The organism is Arthrobacter sp. OV608, from assembly GCA_900110595.1.
In the GTDB taxonomy this organism is placed as follows: domain Bacteria; phylum Actinomycetota; class Actinomycetes; order Actinomycetales; family Micrococcaceae; genus Arthrobacter.
Window position 1 is genome coordinate 90,614 of sequence record FOEZ01000008.1, and the last position, 14,182, is coordinate 104,795.

At 65.5% G+C, this 14,182-nt stretch carries 13 protein-coding genes; 10 read left to right on the forward strand and 3 right to left on the reverse strand.

The window, feature by feature from the left end; translation table 11 throughout:
- Window positions 1–68 precede the first annotated feature (68 nt).
- From thrS to pdxS, 4 genes are all read left to right on the forward strand, one after another.
- Window positions 69–2,078 carry a threonine--tRNA ligase gene (gene thrS, locus BMX78_RS12405; protein WP_091419817.1) on the forward strand — a complete coding sequence of 670 codons (2,010 nt, stop codon included), beginning with the start codon at window positions 69–71 and terminating at the stop codon, window positions 2,076–2,078.
- A 17-nt stretch (window positions 2,079–2,095) separates the two neighbouring features.
- Entirely contained in the window at window positions 2,096–2,683 is a 588-nt protein-coding gene (locus BMX78_RS12410) for an HIT family protein (RefSeq protein WP_091419818.1), read from the forward strand.
- Window positions 2,673–3,296 carry a phosphatidylinositol phosphate synthase gene (gene pgsA, locus BMX78_RS12415; RefSeq protein WP_091419820.1) on the forward strand — a complete coding sequence of 208 codons (624 nt, stop codon included), beginning with the start codon at window positions 2,673–2,675 and terminating at the stop codon, window positions 3,294–3,296. The genes BMX78_RS12410 and pgsA overlap by 11 nt, the downstream gene beginning before the upstream one ends.
- A 145-nt stretch (window positions 3,297–3,441) precedes the next feature.
- Window positions 3,442–4,368, forward strand: coding sequence for a pyridoxal 5'-phosphate synthase lyase subunit PdxS (gene pdxS, locus BMX78_RS12420; protein WP_091419821.1), 927 nt, complete (start codon window positions 3,442–3,444; stop codon window positions 4,366–4,368).
- Window positions 4,369–4,648: 280 nt separating this feature from the next.
- Here pdxS and BMX78_RS12425 read toward each other — a convergent pair whose 3' ends face one another.
- Window positions 4,649–6,661 (reverse strand): M3 family metallopeptidase, encoded by a 2,013-nt coding sequence (locus BMX78_RS12425; RefSeq protein ID WP_091420017.1) that lies wholly within the window; start codon window positions 6,659–6,661, stop codon window positions 4,649–4,651.
- Between the two features lie 85 nt (window positions 6,662–6,746).
- Between BMX78_RS12425 and BMX78_RS12430 the strand changes: the two genes are divergently transcribed.
- A complete protein-coding gene (locus tag BMX78_RS12430; protein WP_502686292.1) occupies window positions 6,747–8,012 on the forward strand; it encodes a CapA family protein in 1,266 nt (421 codons plus the stop codon).
- A gap of 50 nt (window positions 8,013–8,062) precedes the next feature.
- Here the strand turns inward: BMX78_RS12430 and BMX78_RS12435 are convergent, their stop codons facing one another.
- Together BMX78_RS12435 and BMX78_RS12440 are read right to left on the reverse strand one after the other, a co-directional pair.
- Window positions 8,063–8,815, reverse strand: a complete 753-nt coding sequence (locus BMX78_RS12435) for a type 1 glutamine amidotransferase (protein ID WP_091419824.1) — start codon at window positions 8,813–8,815, stop codon at window positions 8,063–8,065.
- Window positions 8,812–10,104, reverse strand: coding sequence for a Mur ligase family protein (locus tag BMX78_RS12440; RefSeq protein ID WP_170850798.1), 1,293 nt, complete (start codon window positions 10,102–10,104; stop codon window positions 8,812–8,814). Before BMX78_RS12440 ends, BMX78_RS12435 begins: the two co-directional genes overlap by 4 nt.
- Window positions 10,105–10,194: 90 nt before the next feature.
- On the opposite strand from BMX78_RS12440, the gene pdxT reads away from it, so the two are divergent.
- The 5 genes from pdxT (at window position 10,195) to ruvB (ending at window position 14,104) form a co-directional block, all read left to right on the forward strand.
- Window positions 10,195–10,905, forward strand: coding sequence for a pyridoxal 5'-phosphate synthase glutaminase subunit PdxT (pdxT, locus tag BMX78_RS12445; protein WP_091419828.1), 711 nt, complete (start codon window positions 10,195–10,197; stop codon window positions 10,903–10,905).
- A 3-nt stretch (window positions 10,906–10,908) separates the two neighbouring features.
- Window positions 10,909–11,664: a YebC/PmpR family DNA-binding transcriptional regulator gene (locus tag BMX78_RS12450; RefSeq protein WP_091419830.1), complete on the forward strand. Its 756-nt coding sequence runs from the start codon at window positions 10,909–10,911 to the stop codon at window positions 11,662–11,664.
- Window positions 11,665–11,696: 32 nt separating this feature from the next.
- On the forward strand, window positions 11,697–12,275 hold the full coding sequence (gene ruvC / locus BMX78_RS12455; RefSeq protein WP_091419831.1) for a crossover junction endodeoxyribonuclease RuvC: 579 nt from the start codon (window positions 11,697–11,699) through the stop codon (window positions 12,273–12,275).
- A gap of 100 nt (window positions 12,276–12,375) precedes the next feature.
- The gene (gene ruvA, locus BMX78_RS12460) at window positions 12,376–13,020 is read left to right on the forward strand and encodes a Holliday junction branch migration protein RuvA (RefSeq protein ID WP_091419833.1); all 645 of its coding nucleotides are present in this window, start codon (window positions 12,376–12,378) and stop codon (window positions 13,018–13,020) included.
- Window positions 13,013–14,104: a Holliday junction branch migration DNA helicase RuvB gene (gene ruvB / locus BMX78_RS12465; protein WP_091419835.1), complete on the forward strand. Its 1,092-nt coding sequence runs from the start codon at window positions 13,013–13,015 to the stop codon at window positions 14,102–14,104. The genes ruvA and ruvB overlap by 8 nt, the downstream gene beginning before the upstream one ends.
- Window positions 14,105–14,182: the final 78 nt, after the last annotated feature.

A 14,182-nucleotide genomic window follows, 5' to 3' on the forward strand; every position in this document is an offset into this window, starting at 1 on the left:
GACGGTGGCTGGCTGTGGTCCCCGTATGCCACAAGCTATGAAGCCTTAACTTTGAATAGGAGACACCCGTGTCAGATGCCCAGCAGATCACCCTTCTCGTCGATGGCGAAGAGACCAAGGTGACTACCGGGACAACCGGTGCGGAACTCTTCTTTGAGCGCCGTGATGTTGTTGTGGCCCGCGTCGATGGCGAGCTGAAGGACCTGGACCAGGAACTGCCCGAAGGCGCCGAGGTTGAGGGTGTCACCATCGATTCCCCGGACGGGCTTAACGTGCTCCGCCACTCCACCGCCCACGTGATGGCACAGGCAGTCCAGCAGCTGCGCCCAGACGCCAAGCTGGGCATCGGTCCGTACATTACGGACGGCTTCTACTTCGACTTCGACGTCGCCGAGCCCTTCACCCCCGAGGACCTCAAAACCCTCGAGAAGATGATGCTCAAGATCGTCAACCAGAACCAGAAGTTTGTCCGCCGCGTCGTCTCCGAGGAGGAGGCCCGCGAGGCGATGAAGAACGAGCCCTACAAGCTCGAACTCCTGGGCAAGAAAAACGAGGCCGCCGAAGCCGGTGAGGGCGTCAACGTAGAGGTCGGTGCCGGCGACATCACCATCTACGACAACGTTGAGCGCAAGGAAGGGACCACGGTCTGGTGTGACCTCTGCCGCGGCCCGCACCTGCCCAACACCAAGATGATCTCCAACGCCTTCGCCCTCACCCGTTCGTCGTCGGCCTACTGGCTGGGAAACCAGAAGAACCAGCAGCTGCAGCGCATTTACGGGACGGCCTGGCCCACCAAGGACGCCCTCAAGGCGTACCAGGAACGCCTTGCCGAGGCCGAGCGCCGCGACCACCGCAAGCTCGGCTCCGAACTGGACCTGTTCTCCTTCCCCGACGAACTCGGCTCCGGCCTGCCCGTCTTCCACCCCAAGGGCGGCATCATCCGCAAGGAGATGGAAGACTACTCCCGGCAGCGCCACGTCGAGGCCGGCTATGAGTTCGTGTACACCCCGCACATCACCAAGGGCCACCTCTACGAAGTCTCGGGCCACCTTGACTGGTACAAGGACGGCATGTTCCCGGCCATGCACGTGGACGCCGAGCTCAATGAGGACGGCACCGTGCGCAAGCCCGGCCAGGACTACTACCTGAAGCCGATGAACTGCCCCATGCACAACCTCATCTTCCGGTCCCGCGGGCGCTCCTACCGGGAGCTGCCGCTGCGCCTCTTCGAATTCGGGTCGGTCTACCGCTACGAGAAGTCCGGTGTGGTGCATGGCCTCACCCGTGTGCGCGGCATGACACAGGACGACGCCCACATCTACTGCACCCGCGAACAGATGAAGGACGAACTCACCAAGACCCTGACCTTCGTCCTGGACCTGCTCAAGGACTACGGGCTCAACGACTTCTACCTGGAACTGTCCACCAAGGACCCGGAAAAGTACGTCGGTGAGGACGCCGCCTGGGAGGAAGCCACCAGGACCCTCGCCGAGGTCGCGCAGGAATCCGGACTGGAGCTCGTGCCGGATCCGGGCGGGGCAGCCTTCTACGGCCCCAAGATCTCCGTCCAGGCCAAGGACGCGCTGGGCCGCACCTGGCAGATGTCCACCATCCAGCTGGACTTCAACCTGCCTGAACGCTTCGAGCTGGAATTCCAGGCCGCCGACGGCACCCGCCAGCGTCCCGTGATGATCCACCGTGCGCTTTTCGGTTCAGTGGAGCGGTTCATGGGTGTGCTCACGGAGCACTACGCCGGCGCGTTCCCGGCGTGGCTCGCACCTGTCCAGGTGGTGGGCATTCCGGTGGCGGAGACGTTCAACGAATACATGTTCGACGTCGTCGACCAGCTGAAGGCCGCGGGTATCCGTGCCGAGGTGGACACCTCCTCGGACCGGTTCCCCAAGAAGATCCGCACCGCCAGCAAGGACAAGATCCCGTTTGTGCTCATCGCCGGCGGTGATGACGCCGAGGCGGGTGCTGTCTCCTTCCGGTTCCGGGATGGCAGCCAGGACAACGGCGTGCCAGTGTCCGAGGCAGTCAAGCGGATCACGGAAGCCGTCCGGAACCGGACCAGCTAGCGGAACGGAAGAGTACGGTGCAGGAGAACACAGGCGCAGGATATCCGGGGGATGCCGGCGTTACCGACGACTTTGACCTCGCCGGTGTCCCGGACGCTTTCCAGCGCCTGTGGACTCCGCACCGCATGGCCTACATCAAAGGCGGCCAGCACCAGTTCAAGAACGAAAACGACTGCCCGTTCTGCGTTGGGCCTGCACGTACCGATGAGGAAGCACTCATCGTCTACCGGGGAAAGACCTGCTACGTGGTGCTGAACCTGTTTCCGTATAACCCCGGGCACCTGTTGGTCTGCCCGTACCGCCACGTCCCGGACTACACGGACCTGACGGTGGAGGAGACAGCCGAGTTCGCCGAGCTGACCCAGACCGCCATGCGGGTGCTGCGGAAGGTTTCGAATCCGGGCGGTTTCAACCTGGGGATGAACCAGGGCGTGGTGGGCGGGGCCGGCATCGCCGCGCACCTGCACCAGCACATCGTTCCCCGGTGGGGCGGCGACGGGAACTTCTTTCCCATCATCGCCCAGACCAAGGCGATCACGCAGACCCTTGATGAGGTCCGCCAGCAGGTTGCCGACGCCTGGCCCGGGGAGACGGATGCTGAATAAGCACGCGCGCGGGTTCTTCACGGCGCTGTTCACCCCGTTTGCCCGCTGGCTCCTGCGCATTGGCGTTTCACCCGACGCCGTCACGATCATCGGCACGGCCGGTGTGGTGGTGGGGGCCCTCGTCTTCTACCCCCTGGGCCAGCTCTGGTGGGGAACGCTGTTCATCACAGCGTTTATCTTCTCCGACGTCCTTGACGGCATCATGGCCAGGATGCAGGCGGTGGGCGGCCGGTGGGGCAACTTCCTCGACTCCACCCTGGACAGGATCGCCGACGGTGCCCTGTTCGCGGGCCTCGCCGTATGGTTCTTCACTGGCGGAGCCAATGTTCCCATCGCGATGATGGCCACCGTCTGCCTCGTCCTGGGCATGGTGGTGTCCTATGCCAGGGCAAAAGCGGAGTCCCTTGGCTTCACCGCGAACGTCGGCATCGCCGAACGGGCGGAACGCCTGGTTTCGGTTCTGGTGGTCACCGGATTTACCGGTTTGGGGCTTCCGAGTGTGGTGTTGCTGGTGACACTTTCGCTGCTCGCCCTCGCCAGCTTCATCACGGTGGTCCAGCGCGTGGTTTCGGTCCGCCGCCAGGCTCTTGCGGAACCGTCCCCGGCGGATTAGCACGAATTGAGCCGGCCGGCCGCGGTGAGACTAGTATTAGGACTGCCCGGTCAATGGATCCGGCAACCCGGTGTGTGTAAACATGGCATCTCCTTGCCGCCCTGCACGCCCGGCGAATGTCATCTATCTACCCATAGGGGTTTTTGTGTCTACACCTGATGTAAGCAACGAGGCCGGTTCGTCCGCGAACAGCGTCACGGGCAGCAGCCGCGTGAAGCGGGGCATGGCTGAGATGCTCAAGGGCGGCGTCATCATGGACGTCGTCAACGTCGAACAGGCCCGCATCGCCGAAGATGCCGGTGCTGTTGCTGTGATGGCGCTGGAACGCGTTCCGGCCGATATCCGCGCCCAGGGCGGCGTGTCCCGCATGTCCGATCCGGACATGATCGACCAGATCATCGACGCCGTGTCCATCCCGGTCATGGCCAAGGCCCGCATCGGCCACTTCGTCGAGGCCCAGATCCTGCAGTCCCTGGGCGTGGACTACATCGACGAGTCCGAGGTCCTGACCCCGGCCGACTACGTCAACCACATCGACAAGTGGAACTTCAAGGTTCCCTTCGTCTGCGGTGCCACCAACCTCGGAGAGGCGCTGCGCCGCATCAACGAGGGCGCGGCGATGATCCGCTCCAAGGGCGAGGCCGGCACCGGTGACGTCTCCAACGCCACCGGGCACATGCGCCAGATCCGCTCCGAAATCGCCAAGCTCGCCGCCCTGCCCGAGGACGAACTGTACGTTGCGGCCAAGGAACTGCAGGCCCCGTACGAACTGGTCAAGGAAGTCGCCGCGGCCGGCAAGCTTCCGGTGGTGCTGTTCACCGCCGGCGGCATCGCCACCCCGGCCGACGCCGCCATGATGATGCAGCTCGGCGCTGACGGCGTGTTCGTCGGCTCCGGCATCTTCAAGTCCGGCAACCCGGCCCAGCGCGCGGCCGCCGTCGTGAAGGCCACCACCTTCTACGATGACCCCGACGTCATCGCCAAGGCCTCCCGCGGCCTGGGCGAAGCCATGGTGGGCATCAACGTCGACGAGATCCCCCAGCCGCACCGCCTCGCCGAGCGCGGCTGGTAAATCGCTTCTCTGGCGCCTTTCGGGGCGCCGGGCGGCGTCATCCTCTGCGTGCTATTCCCCGCGCCCTGCTAGGCCGCTTCGCGGCGAGCATGGGCGCGGGGCCCCTTTTACGCGCGCTGCCGGACCAGCCCCGCCTGCCCTAGAGCAACAAACCGCGACGGGGGCGAGTCACCTTTGCCGAATGACTCGTCGCCTTCGCTGTTGAAGTACGACGCCGGTTCCTCACCTTCTTGTGGTGGGGACCGGCGTCGTACTTCTTTAAGCGGTATGGGGAGCGGGGCTACTCGAGGCCGCGGCGCTTTAGGAGGGGCTCTAGTTTTGCTTGGCGGCCTCGGAGGGTTCGGAAGGACTCGAGGGGGTCCCTGCTGTTTCCGCGGGACAGGAGCTCCTGCCGGAATCGTTCGCCGTTGGTCCGGGTCATTCCGCCGTTTTCGGTGAACCAGTCCACGGTTTCGGCGTCCAGTACCTCGCTCCAGATGTAGGAGTAGTAGCCGGCCGCGTAACCCGCGCCGGCAAAAACGTGCTGGAAGTACCCTGTCCGGTAGCGCGGCGGAACCAGTGCATGGGCGATGCCGGCGGCCGCGAGGGACTTGTCCTCGAAGGCCACTGCGTCCTCAGGCACGTCGGAGGCTCCCAGGACGTGCCAGGCCAGGTCCAGCAGGGCCGCGCCCAGGTACTCGGTGGTGGCGAAGCCTTCACCCCACAGCCGCGATTCGTTGAGTTTGTCCACGATGTCCTGCGGGAGCGGCTCCCCGGTTTTGTAGTGCTTCGCGTAGTTGGCCAGCACTTCCGGCCACATGATCCACATTTCGTTGACCTGGGACGGGTACTCCACAAAGTCGCGGGGGACAGCAGTGCCGGAGAACCTCGGATAGGTCACGTCCGAGAACAACCCGTGGAGTGCATGCCCGAATTCGTGGAACATGGTCCGCAGTTCGTCGAGGGTCAGCAGCGTGGGTTCGCCAGCCGGCGGCTTGGAGATATTTAGGTTGTTGATGACAACTGGTCTTGTTCCCAGCAGCTCCGATTGTTCCACCAGCGAATTCATCCAGGCGCCCCCGCGCTTGGACTCCCGCGTGTAGTAGTCGCCCAGGAACAGGCCCAACGCAGTGCCGTCCTCGTTCCGGACCTCCCAGACACGGACATCCGGGTGGTAGCCGGCCAGGTCCGTCCGTTCCTGGAAGGTGATGCCGTAAAGGGATGTTGCGGCGAAAAAGACACCGTCAGTGAGGACCCCCTCCAGCTCGAAGTATGGACGAAGTGCCTGCTCGTCCACCTCGTATTTCTCCCGCCGGACCTTTGCAGAGAAGAAGGCCCAATCCCAGGCTTCCAAAGGGTGTCCGGCTGACTCGGCAAGGGCGGCGGCTTCACGGTCGGCGTTGCGGACTGCCGCCGGTGCCATGCGGTTCAGCAACGACTGGACCGACCCAAAATCAGGCGCGGTCTGGCGGTCCACCACCAGTTCTGCGTAGTTGGCGAAGCCCAGCAAAGCCGCCTTTTCGGCACGGAGTCCCGCCATCGACCGGGCCAACTCCAGGACGTCGAGGTTCCCGCCGCTGCTCCCGCGGGCCACTGAGGCTTCAAAGAGCCGACGACGGATGTCCCGGTTCTCAAGGACGGCGAGGGCCGGCTGGTTGGTGGGCTGGATCAGCGTCAGGAGGAACTTCCCAGGGTGCCCCGCAGCACGGGCAGCTTCCGCGGCCCGTGCCACGTCGTCGGCAGGCATCCCGGCCAGGTCCGCCGCGTCATCAAGCAGGAGGGCTGCCGACTTCATCCCTTCCTTAACCCGCTGGCCGAACTCTGTGCCCAGCCGGGAAAGTTCCGCGTTGAGCTCCCTGAGCCGCTCCTGCCCGGCCGCGTCCAGTTGGATGCCGGACTGCCGGAATTCCTTCAGATACTCTTCCACCAGGCGCCCGGACTCGGCATCGAGGCCGGAAGTATCGAGGGCGGCAAAGCGCTCGTACAGCGCCCGGTTCAGGAAAATCTCGTCCTGGTGGGCTGGAAAGCGGGGCGAGAGTTCCGTTTCAAGATCCCGGATGTCGTCTGTAGCATCGGCGGACACCAGGGTGAAGAAGGCGGCAGAAGCCCTTTGCAGCAACTGGCCGGACCGCTCCATCGCCACCGCCGTGTTCTCAAAGGTGGCCGGTTCGGGGTTCTCCGCAATGGCCTGGATTTCGGCCAGGTGCCCGGCGAACCCGGCCTCTGCGGCCTCCGCATAATGCGAGGTTTGGAGGTCAGCAAAGGGAGGCAGGCCGAATGGAAGCGGACCGGGATGGAGCAGGGGGTTTGTCATGACGTAAATCTTCCACACGGGCCACGCCTTCTCAACGACCTCCAAATGCCCGTGGCGGCCGGCCACAATACCTACAATGACGGCTATGGGGATTAGTTGGGGTGGTGCCGCCGCGCGCGCAGGCGCCACCGTCTGCGCATTGTTCGCAGCTGCTGCACTGGCCGGCTGCGGGTTGGTGGCTGAGCAGAACGGGCAGACCCCCAGGCCCGCAGTTTCCAGTTCCGAAGTAGCCGGTTCGGGGACACCAGCCTCAACTCCGGCCCCCAGCCCCACCCCGACGCCTGCTCCCACCCCTGGCAAGGGCCCGGCCTGCCCGGTGCTGCGGTGCACATCGGTCCTGGTCACCGGCGACATGCTGGTCCACACCCAGCTCTGGCAGCAGGCGCAGCAGGATGCGGCCGCAGCGGGGAAGCCCGGCTACGATTTCGGGCCGCTGCTGGAAGCGCAACGCCGGTACATCAACGGCAGCGACCTTGCCATCTGCCACCAGGAAACACCCGTGGCCGGTCCGGAAGGTCCGTTCTCGGCGTACCCGTCCTTCAACGTCCCGCCGCAGATCATCACAGCATCCAGGAATGTGGGGTACCAGGCATGCACCACAGCCAGCAACCACACCATCGACCGTGGCACGGACGGACTGCTGCGCACCCTTGATGCCCTCGATGCCGCCGGCCTTAAACACACTGGTTCCTACCGGACCGAAAATGAGTCCCAGGGGATCCTCATCATGCAGACGCCGGCCGCGAAGGTCGCGGTCATCGAGGCCGCCTACGGGCTCAACGGGCTGGTCCCGGACTACCCGTGGCAGGTGGACATGCTGGACGCCCCGGCCATGATTGCCAAGGCCGTGAAGGCGCGGGAACTCGGGGCCGACATCGTCCTGGGAGCGATGCATGCCGGGGAGGAGTATGCCAGCGAACCGAACGCCCAGCAGCAGGAGGTCGCGCATGCGCTGGTGGACAGCGGGCAGTTCAACCTGGTCTACGGGCACCACACCCACTCGGTGCTGCCCATCGAAAACTACAAGGGCACCTGGATTGTGTACGGCCTCGGCAACGGCATCACCGAGCTGTCACCGTGGTACGTGGTCAACAATGAGGGCCTGCTGGTCAGGGTGCAGTTTGGCCAGGACGCCGCCGGGAAGTGGTCAGCCACCGATATGGCCTGGGCTCCATCGGTGATGGTCCGGGACCCCTACCGCTGGTGCCCGGTAGCGGCCGACGCTCCGCAGGGGCCCTGCGCCGGCCCGGAAGCGGACGCCGCCACCAGGCAGCGGACCACCAGCGTGGTGGAATCCCGTGGAGCCGCAGCGGCGGGCGCCCACGAACTCCTGATCACCCGCGAGCCGTAAGCCGGCGCCAATGCAAGTGCCGGCGTCCGGCCGTTGAAACAAAAACGGAATCAGCGCGGGCGGCGCGCCGCGTGCTCCCTGGCGAGTTCGGCGAACCGGTCGTCGGGGTGGCCCGGCTCGAACGTCCCGAATTTCCGCTCGGCAGCCGTCCGGATCAGGAAATCGGCAATCGCCGGGTTTTTCGGCAACAGCGAGCCGTGCAGGTAACTCGCCACAACATTGCGGTACCGGGCGCCCTCATGGCCGTCGCTGCTGTTGTTCCCGGTGCCCTTGGCAACGGAGCCGAGGGGCCGAACCCCGCTGCCGAGCCTGGTCTGGCCGCTGTGGTTCTCGTAACCCAGGACTTCGCCGAACTCGGGCGTGGACACCTTGACGTTCCCGATCAGGCGCTCGTCCGTGCCATGGGTTTCCACGTCCAGGACGCCGATTCCGGGGATGACAGCTCCGGTGCGCGTCTTGAAGAAATGCCCGAAAAGCTGGTACAGCCCGCAGATGACCAGCATCGGGGCGCCATCCTCGGCGAGGTCCTTCAGCGTTGCCGCGCGGGCCTGCAGGTCGTCCTGGATGACCAGCTGGCCGCTGTCCTGGCCGCCGCCGCCCACGATGATATCCACTGTGTCCGGGAAGGGATCGCCCACGTTGTATTCGAGCAGTTCCGGGGTATAGCCGTGCCAGCGGAGCCGCTGCTGCAGGACCAGGGCGTTACCCCAGTCGCCGTAGATGTTCATGTCCCGCGGATACAGCTGCACCACACGGATGGTGCCCTTGCTGCCGTTGACGGGATCCACGCCTGCCTGGCTCATGAGACAACCTCCACGGTGGTGATTTTGGACAGCTCGCGGCGGATCCCCAGCATGGCGGTGTAGGTGCAGAAAACGCGCTTGGGCTTGCCTTGGGCCTCCCTGATGAAGGCCGCGAGGGCGGGGGCGATCTCGGTGTCCACAGCGCCGATCCGGACGTCGTCGTACTGCAGGCGCAGGGCCATGTCGTAGGCGCGGGACCCGGTCACCTGGTCCACTCCGCCCGCGCGCAGGGAATCGAATTCCACGTCCCACAGCCAGGACATGTCCCGGCCGTCGGCGTAGTTGTCATTGATGGCGATCATCGTGGCGTAGCCGCCGGCGGGAAAGGACTTCAGCCCCAGCCGGAAGCCGCTCGGGTTCTTCACGAGGACGAGGTCCAACGGCTGCCCGTCCACGGTAAGGCTCTCACCGCGGCCAAACGCCGGCTCCACCTTGGACAGTGCCTCCAGCAAGGTGGCATGGTCGGCGGTGGCTGCGCCGCCGCCGCAAATACTGCGCGCAAGCGTCAGGGCCGCCGCGGCATTAAAGATGTTGTACACCCCGCGCAGTTTCATGCCCGTGGTGACCGTGCCGCCGTCGTACTCAAATTCAGCACTGTCCGCGCCTACCTTGCGGAGTACGACGTCGGCAGCGGGCTTCTCCGGCAGGGCCGCCGGGGCGGGACTTCCGGGAGCGGCCCGCATGTCGTCGTCGTTGGGGAAGGTTCCCAGCAGGGAGTCATCGAGGCCGAAGTACTTGACCTCCTGCCCGGTCAGCGTTGCGGCGATCCGGGCAACGCGGGGATCCTCGCGGTTCAGTACCACTGTGCCCGTGGTTTTGGCGGCGATGTGCTGGAGCAGCTGGGCTGTTTTGTCGATCTCGCCGAACCTGTCCAGCTGGTCCCGCAGGACGTTCAGGAGGAGGCAGTAGCGCGGGGGCACGCTGTTGACGAAATGAACGGCGTGGGCCTCGTCCAGTTCCAGGACCGCGACGTCGGCGTCTAGCCGGCCGCGCCAGTCCACTTCGCCGAGCAGGGCCGCGGCCACGCCGCGGGTGAAATTGCTGCCGGTGCGGTTGGTGAAAACCTTCAGGCCCTGGCTTTCCAGCAGTTCCACCACCATCTTGGTGGTGGTGGTTTTGCCGTTGGTGCCGCTGACGACGGCGACGCCGTGGGGGAGGGTGGTGAGTGTCCGCCGCATAAAGCCGGGATCGATCTTTTCGACCACCAGCCCCGGAAACGCAGACCCGCCACCCCGGAGCCGGGAGGCGCGACGGACCAGCTTGCCGAGCGGAACACTGAAGGAGAACATAGTTCGAATATATCCCAGCAACGGCATACAGCTGCCGCTGGGGACGGCCTTGCGGACTGTGTGAAAGCGACTGCGCCGTATGCTGGATGGATGACAAATTCCCCTTCAGCGGCTTCCGCACGCGTTGGATCCGGTCTGAGGATCGGCGTGCTGGCGCTCCAAGGTGACTTCCGCGAACACCTCCGGGCCATCGAAGCGACCGGCGCGGAGGCGGTGGGAATCCGCCGCCCCAAGGAACTGGACGGCCTGGACGGCCTGGTTATTCCAGGGGGCGAATCCACCGCCATCGATAAGCTTGCCCGCGCCTTCGACCTGGCCGGGCCGCTCAAGGAACGCATCGCCGACGGTCTGCCGGTGTACGGGTCCTGCGCCGGGATGATCCTGCTGGCCTCTGACATCGCCGATCCGGCCACCGACCTCTCCGGAGCACCGCAGCAGACGTTCGGTGGACTGGACATCACGGTGCGCCGCAACGCGTTCGGCCGGCAGCGCGAGTCATTCGAGACGGACCTTGATTTCAAAGGGCTGGACTTCAGCGCCACGGAATCCGGGGTTCCGCCCGTCCACGCCGTCTTTATCCGCGGACCGTGGGTGGAGCGTGTGGGACCGGACGTCGAAATCCTGGCGCAGGTGGAGCCGGCTGATCCTGAACACGCGTCCCACGCGGTCCCGCTGCCCGGGACGGCTAGAATTGTTGCAGTGCGTTCAGGCCGGCTGCTGGCCACCTCCTTCCACCCGGAAGTGACGGGGGAGAAACGCGTACACGAACTTTTTATCCGCATGATCAGAGGAGAAGCGTAAAGCATGTCAGGCCACTCCAAATGGGCGACGACCAAGCACAAGAAGGCGATCATTGACAGCCGCCGCGCAAAGTCGTTCGCCAAGCTGATCAAGAACATCGAAGTTGCCGCACGCATGGGCGGCCCGGACCTCGCCGGCAACCCCGGCCTGGAACTGGCCGTGACCAAGGCGAAGAAGACCTCGGTTCCCAACGACAACATCGACCGTGCCATCAAGCGCGGCGCCGGCCTCACCGGTGAAGTGGTGGACTACACCGAAATCATGTATGAAGCCCGCGGCCCGCAGGGCTCCGCGCTGCTGGTCGAGTGCCTTACGGACAACAAGAACCGTGCTGCTTCCGAGGTGCGCCTGGCCATTTCGCGCAACGGCGGCACCATCGCTGATCCCGGTTCCGTGAGCTACCTCTTCGCCCGCAAGGGTGTTGTAACGCTGCCCAAGAACGGCCTCAGCGAGGACGACGTCCTGATGGCAGTGCTGGACGCCGGCGCCGAGGAAGTCAAGGACAACGGCGAGACGTTCGAGATCCACTCCGAGCCCGGCGACCTGCAGGCCATCCGCGACGCCCTCAAGGAAGCCGGCATCGAGTACGACACCGACGAAGTGGAGTTCGTCCCCTCCATGCAGGTGGAGCTCGACGTCGACGGTGCCCGCAAGTTCCTCAAGCTTGCCGATGCACTCGAGGACCTCGACGACGTCCAGAACGTTTACAGCAACGCCGACCTCAGCGACGAAGTCCAGGCTGCCCTGGAATCAGAGTGACGTCCCGCGGTGCCTGCTGAACCCCCGTGCCCGTGACGCTGCGTGTACTCGGCGTCGACCCGGGACTGACCCGCTGCGGCATCGGCGTGGTGGACGTTGAGCGGAACAGGCGGGCCACCATGGTGGCCGTGGGCGTGGTGGGCACCTCGCCCGAGGAGACGCTGGACCAGCGCCTCCTGGTGATCGCCCTGGCCATCGACGAATGGCTGGACCGCTACGAGCCCCAGGTGCTCGCCGTCGAACGCGTCTTTTCCCAGCTCAACGTCAGCACGGTGATGGGCGTGGCCCAGGCGTCCGGCGTGGTGATCGCCGCCGCCGCGCGCCGCGGAATCCCGGTGGCGCTGCATACGCCGTCGGAAGTAAAAGCGGCCGTGACCGGCAGCGGCTCCTCCAACAAGGACGCGGTGACCAAGCTCGTCACCAAGATCCTCCGGCTCGATGCCCCGCCCCGGCCGGCTGACGCAGCAGATGCCCTGGCCCTGGCCATCACCCATGCGTGGCGTGCCGGCAGCGGCGCGGCAATTGCCACTACCGGCCCCGGCAGTTCTTCGCTGACTCCGGCCCAACGAGCATGGGCCGAGGCCGAGGCGAAAGTGCGGCGTGCCCGCTGATTGTCCTGGCTCCTTGCTAGGGTATTCGTAGATATGTTCGGATAGCCGGGGCCCGCCTTCTTTCCAGATGGCGGCACGGCGGTACACCAGGAGCCCGGCCTTGATCAGTTTCCTTCGCGGAACCGTAGCGCACGTAGGCCTGTCCACGGCCGTGATCGATCTCAACGGTGCGGGCATGAGCGTTAACGCCACGCCGCAGACCCTCAGTAAGCTCCGCACGGGGGAGGAGGGCCAGCTGTTCACATCCCTCATCGTGCGTGAGGACTCGCTCACGCTTTTTGGCTTCGCGTCCGACGACGAGCGGGAAGTTTTCGACATCCTGCTCAGTGTCAGTGGGGTGGGCCCCCGGCTGGCGCTGGCAGTTCTTGCGGTCCATGACCCCGAGGCGATCCGGGTGGCGGCTCACACCGGCGACAGCAAAACCTTCACCAAAGTGCCAGGCATCGGTCCCAAGGTGGCCGGCAGGATCGTTTTGGAACTCGCCGGAAAGCTCGTGCCGCACGGCACTGCGGCTGCAGCGGGCGCGCCTACCGCTGCGGAGGCCGCCTGGAAACCCCAGGTGGTGGCTGCGCTGACAAGCCTTGGCTGGTCCGAAAAGGACGCCTCCGCCAGCATCGACAAGGCACTGGCGGACGATCCCGAGGTTTCCTTCCGCGGCAACGTGCCGGAAATCCTGCGGACCACGCTTCGCTGGCTCGGCCAGGACGGGGCGCGTGCCGGCAACCGCGTAGCCAGCCGTGGCTGAACCGTCACTGGTGGCCGCGGGGGAGGAGCCGGAAGAGCGGGCCATCGAGGCCGCCCTCCGGCCCAAGAACCTCGATGACTTTGTGGGCCAGCACCGGGTGCGGAAACAGTTGTCGCTGGTGCTGCAGGCCTCACGCATGCGGGGCCGGAGCGCTGACCACGTGCTTTTTTCGGGCCCGCCCGGGCTCGGCAAAACCACACTGGCCATGATTGTGGCATCCGAGATGAACGCGCCGCTGCGGATCAGCAGCGGCCCCGCCATCCAGCACGCAGGAGACCTGGCCGCCATCCTGTCCTCCCTGTCCGAGGGTGAGGTCCTGTTCCTGGACGAAATCCACCGGATGTCCCGGCCGGCCGAAGAAATGCTCTACATGGCCATGGAGGACTTCCGGGTGGACATCGTGGTGGGCAAGGGCGCCGGTGCCACTGCCATTCCGCTCGAACTGCCGCCGTTCACCCTCGTCGGTGCCACCACCCGTGCGGGCCTCCTGCCGGGGCCGCTGCGTGACCGGTTCGGCTTCACCGGGCACCTGGAGTTCTATTCCGTTGCCGAACTTGAGCTTGTCCTGCGGCGTTCCGCCGGGCTGCTGGACCTGAAGGTCAACTCCGCCGGATTCAGCGAGATCGCCGGGCGCTCCCGCGGTACACCGCGTATCGCCAACAGGCTGCTGCGCCGGGTCCGTGACTGGGCTCTGGTGCACGGCATCGAACAGATTGATGCGCGGGCGGCCTCCGCGGCCCTGGATATGTATGAAGTCGATAAGAAGGGGCTCGACCGGCTGGACCGGTCCGTCCTGGAAGCGCTGATTACCAAGTTCGGCGGCGGCCCCGTGGGCCTGTCCACCCTGGCCATCGCCGTCGGCGAAGAAACTGAGACCGTCGAGACGGTGGCCGAGCCCTTCCTGGTGCGCGAGGGGCTGCTGGGCCGTACGCCGCGGGGAAGGATCGCCATGGCCCCCGCCTGGACCCACCTCGGCTATGCCATCCCGTCCGGCGTTTTCGGGCAGGAGCCGCTGGACCTTTTCGATACGGCTGCGCAAGATGAGTCCGACGGCACCGACAACTGGGCCCCGCAAAGCCAGTAGCAGGCTCCCTTCAGCTTTTCCCTTTAGACTGGTATGACGCTCGGCACGTTCGGGTCTTTGTTTCGCGGGCTGCACACG

Bases quoted from the DNA above. Each gene is read 5' to 3' on its own strand.
- pgsA (WP_091419820.1), top strand. From the start codon at position 2,673: ATGCTGAATAAGCACGCGCGCGGGTTCTTCACGGCGCTGTTCACCCCG.
- BMX78_RS12425 (WP_091420017.1), bottom strand. From the start codon at position 6,661: ATGACAAACCCCCTGCTCCATCCCGGTCCGCTTCCATTCGGCCTGCCT.
- BMX78_RS12430 (WP_502686292.1), top strand. From the start codon at position 6,747: ATGGGGATTAGTTGGGGTGGTGCCGCCGCGCGCGCAGGCGCCACCGTC.
- BMX78_RS12435 (WP_091419824.1), bottom strand. From the start codon at position 8,815: ATGAGCCAGGCAGGCGTGGATCCCGTCAACGGCAGCAAGGGCACCATC.
- BMX78_RS12440 (WP_170850798.1), bottom strand. From the start codon at position 10,104: ATGTTCTCCTTCAGTGTTCCGCTCGGCAAGCTGGTCCGTCGCGCCTCC.
- pdxT (WP_091419828.1), top strand. From the start codon at position 10,195: ATGACAAATTCCCCTTCAGCGGCTTCCGCACGCGTTGGATCCGGTCTG.
- BMX78_RS12450 (WP_091419830.1), top strand. From the start codon at position 10,909: ATGTCAGGCCACTCCAAATGGGCGACGACCAAGCACAAGAAGGCGATC.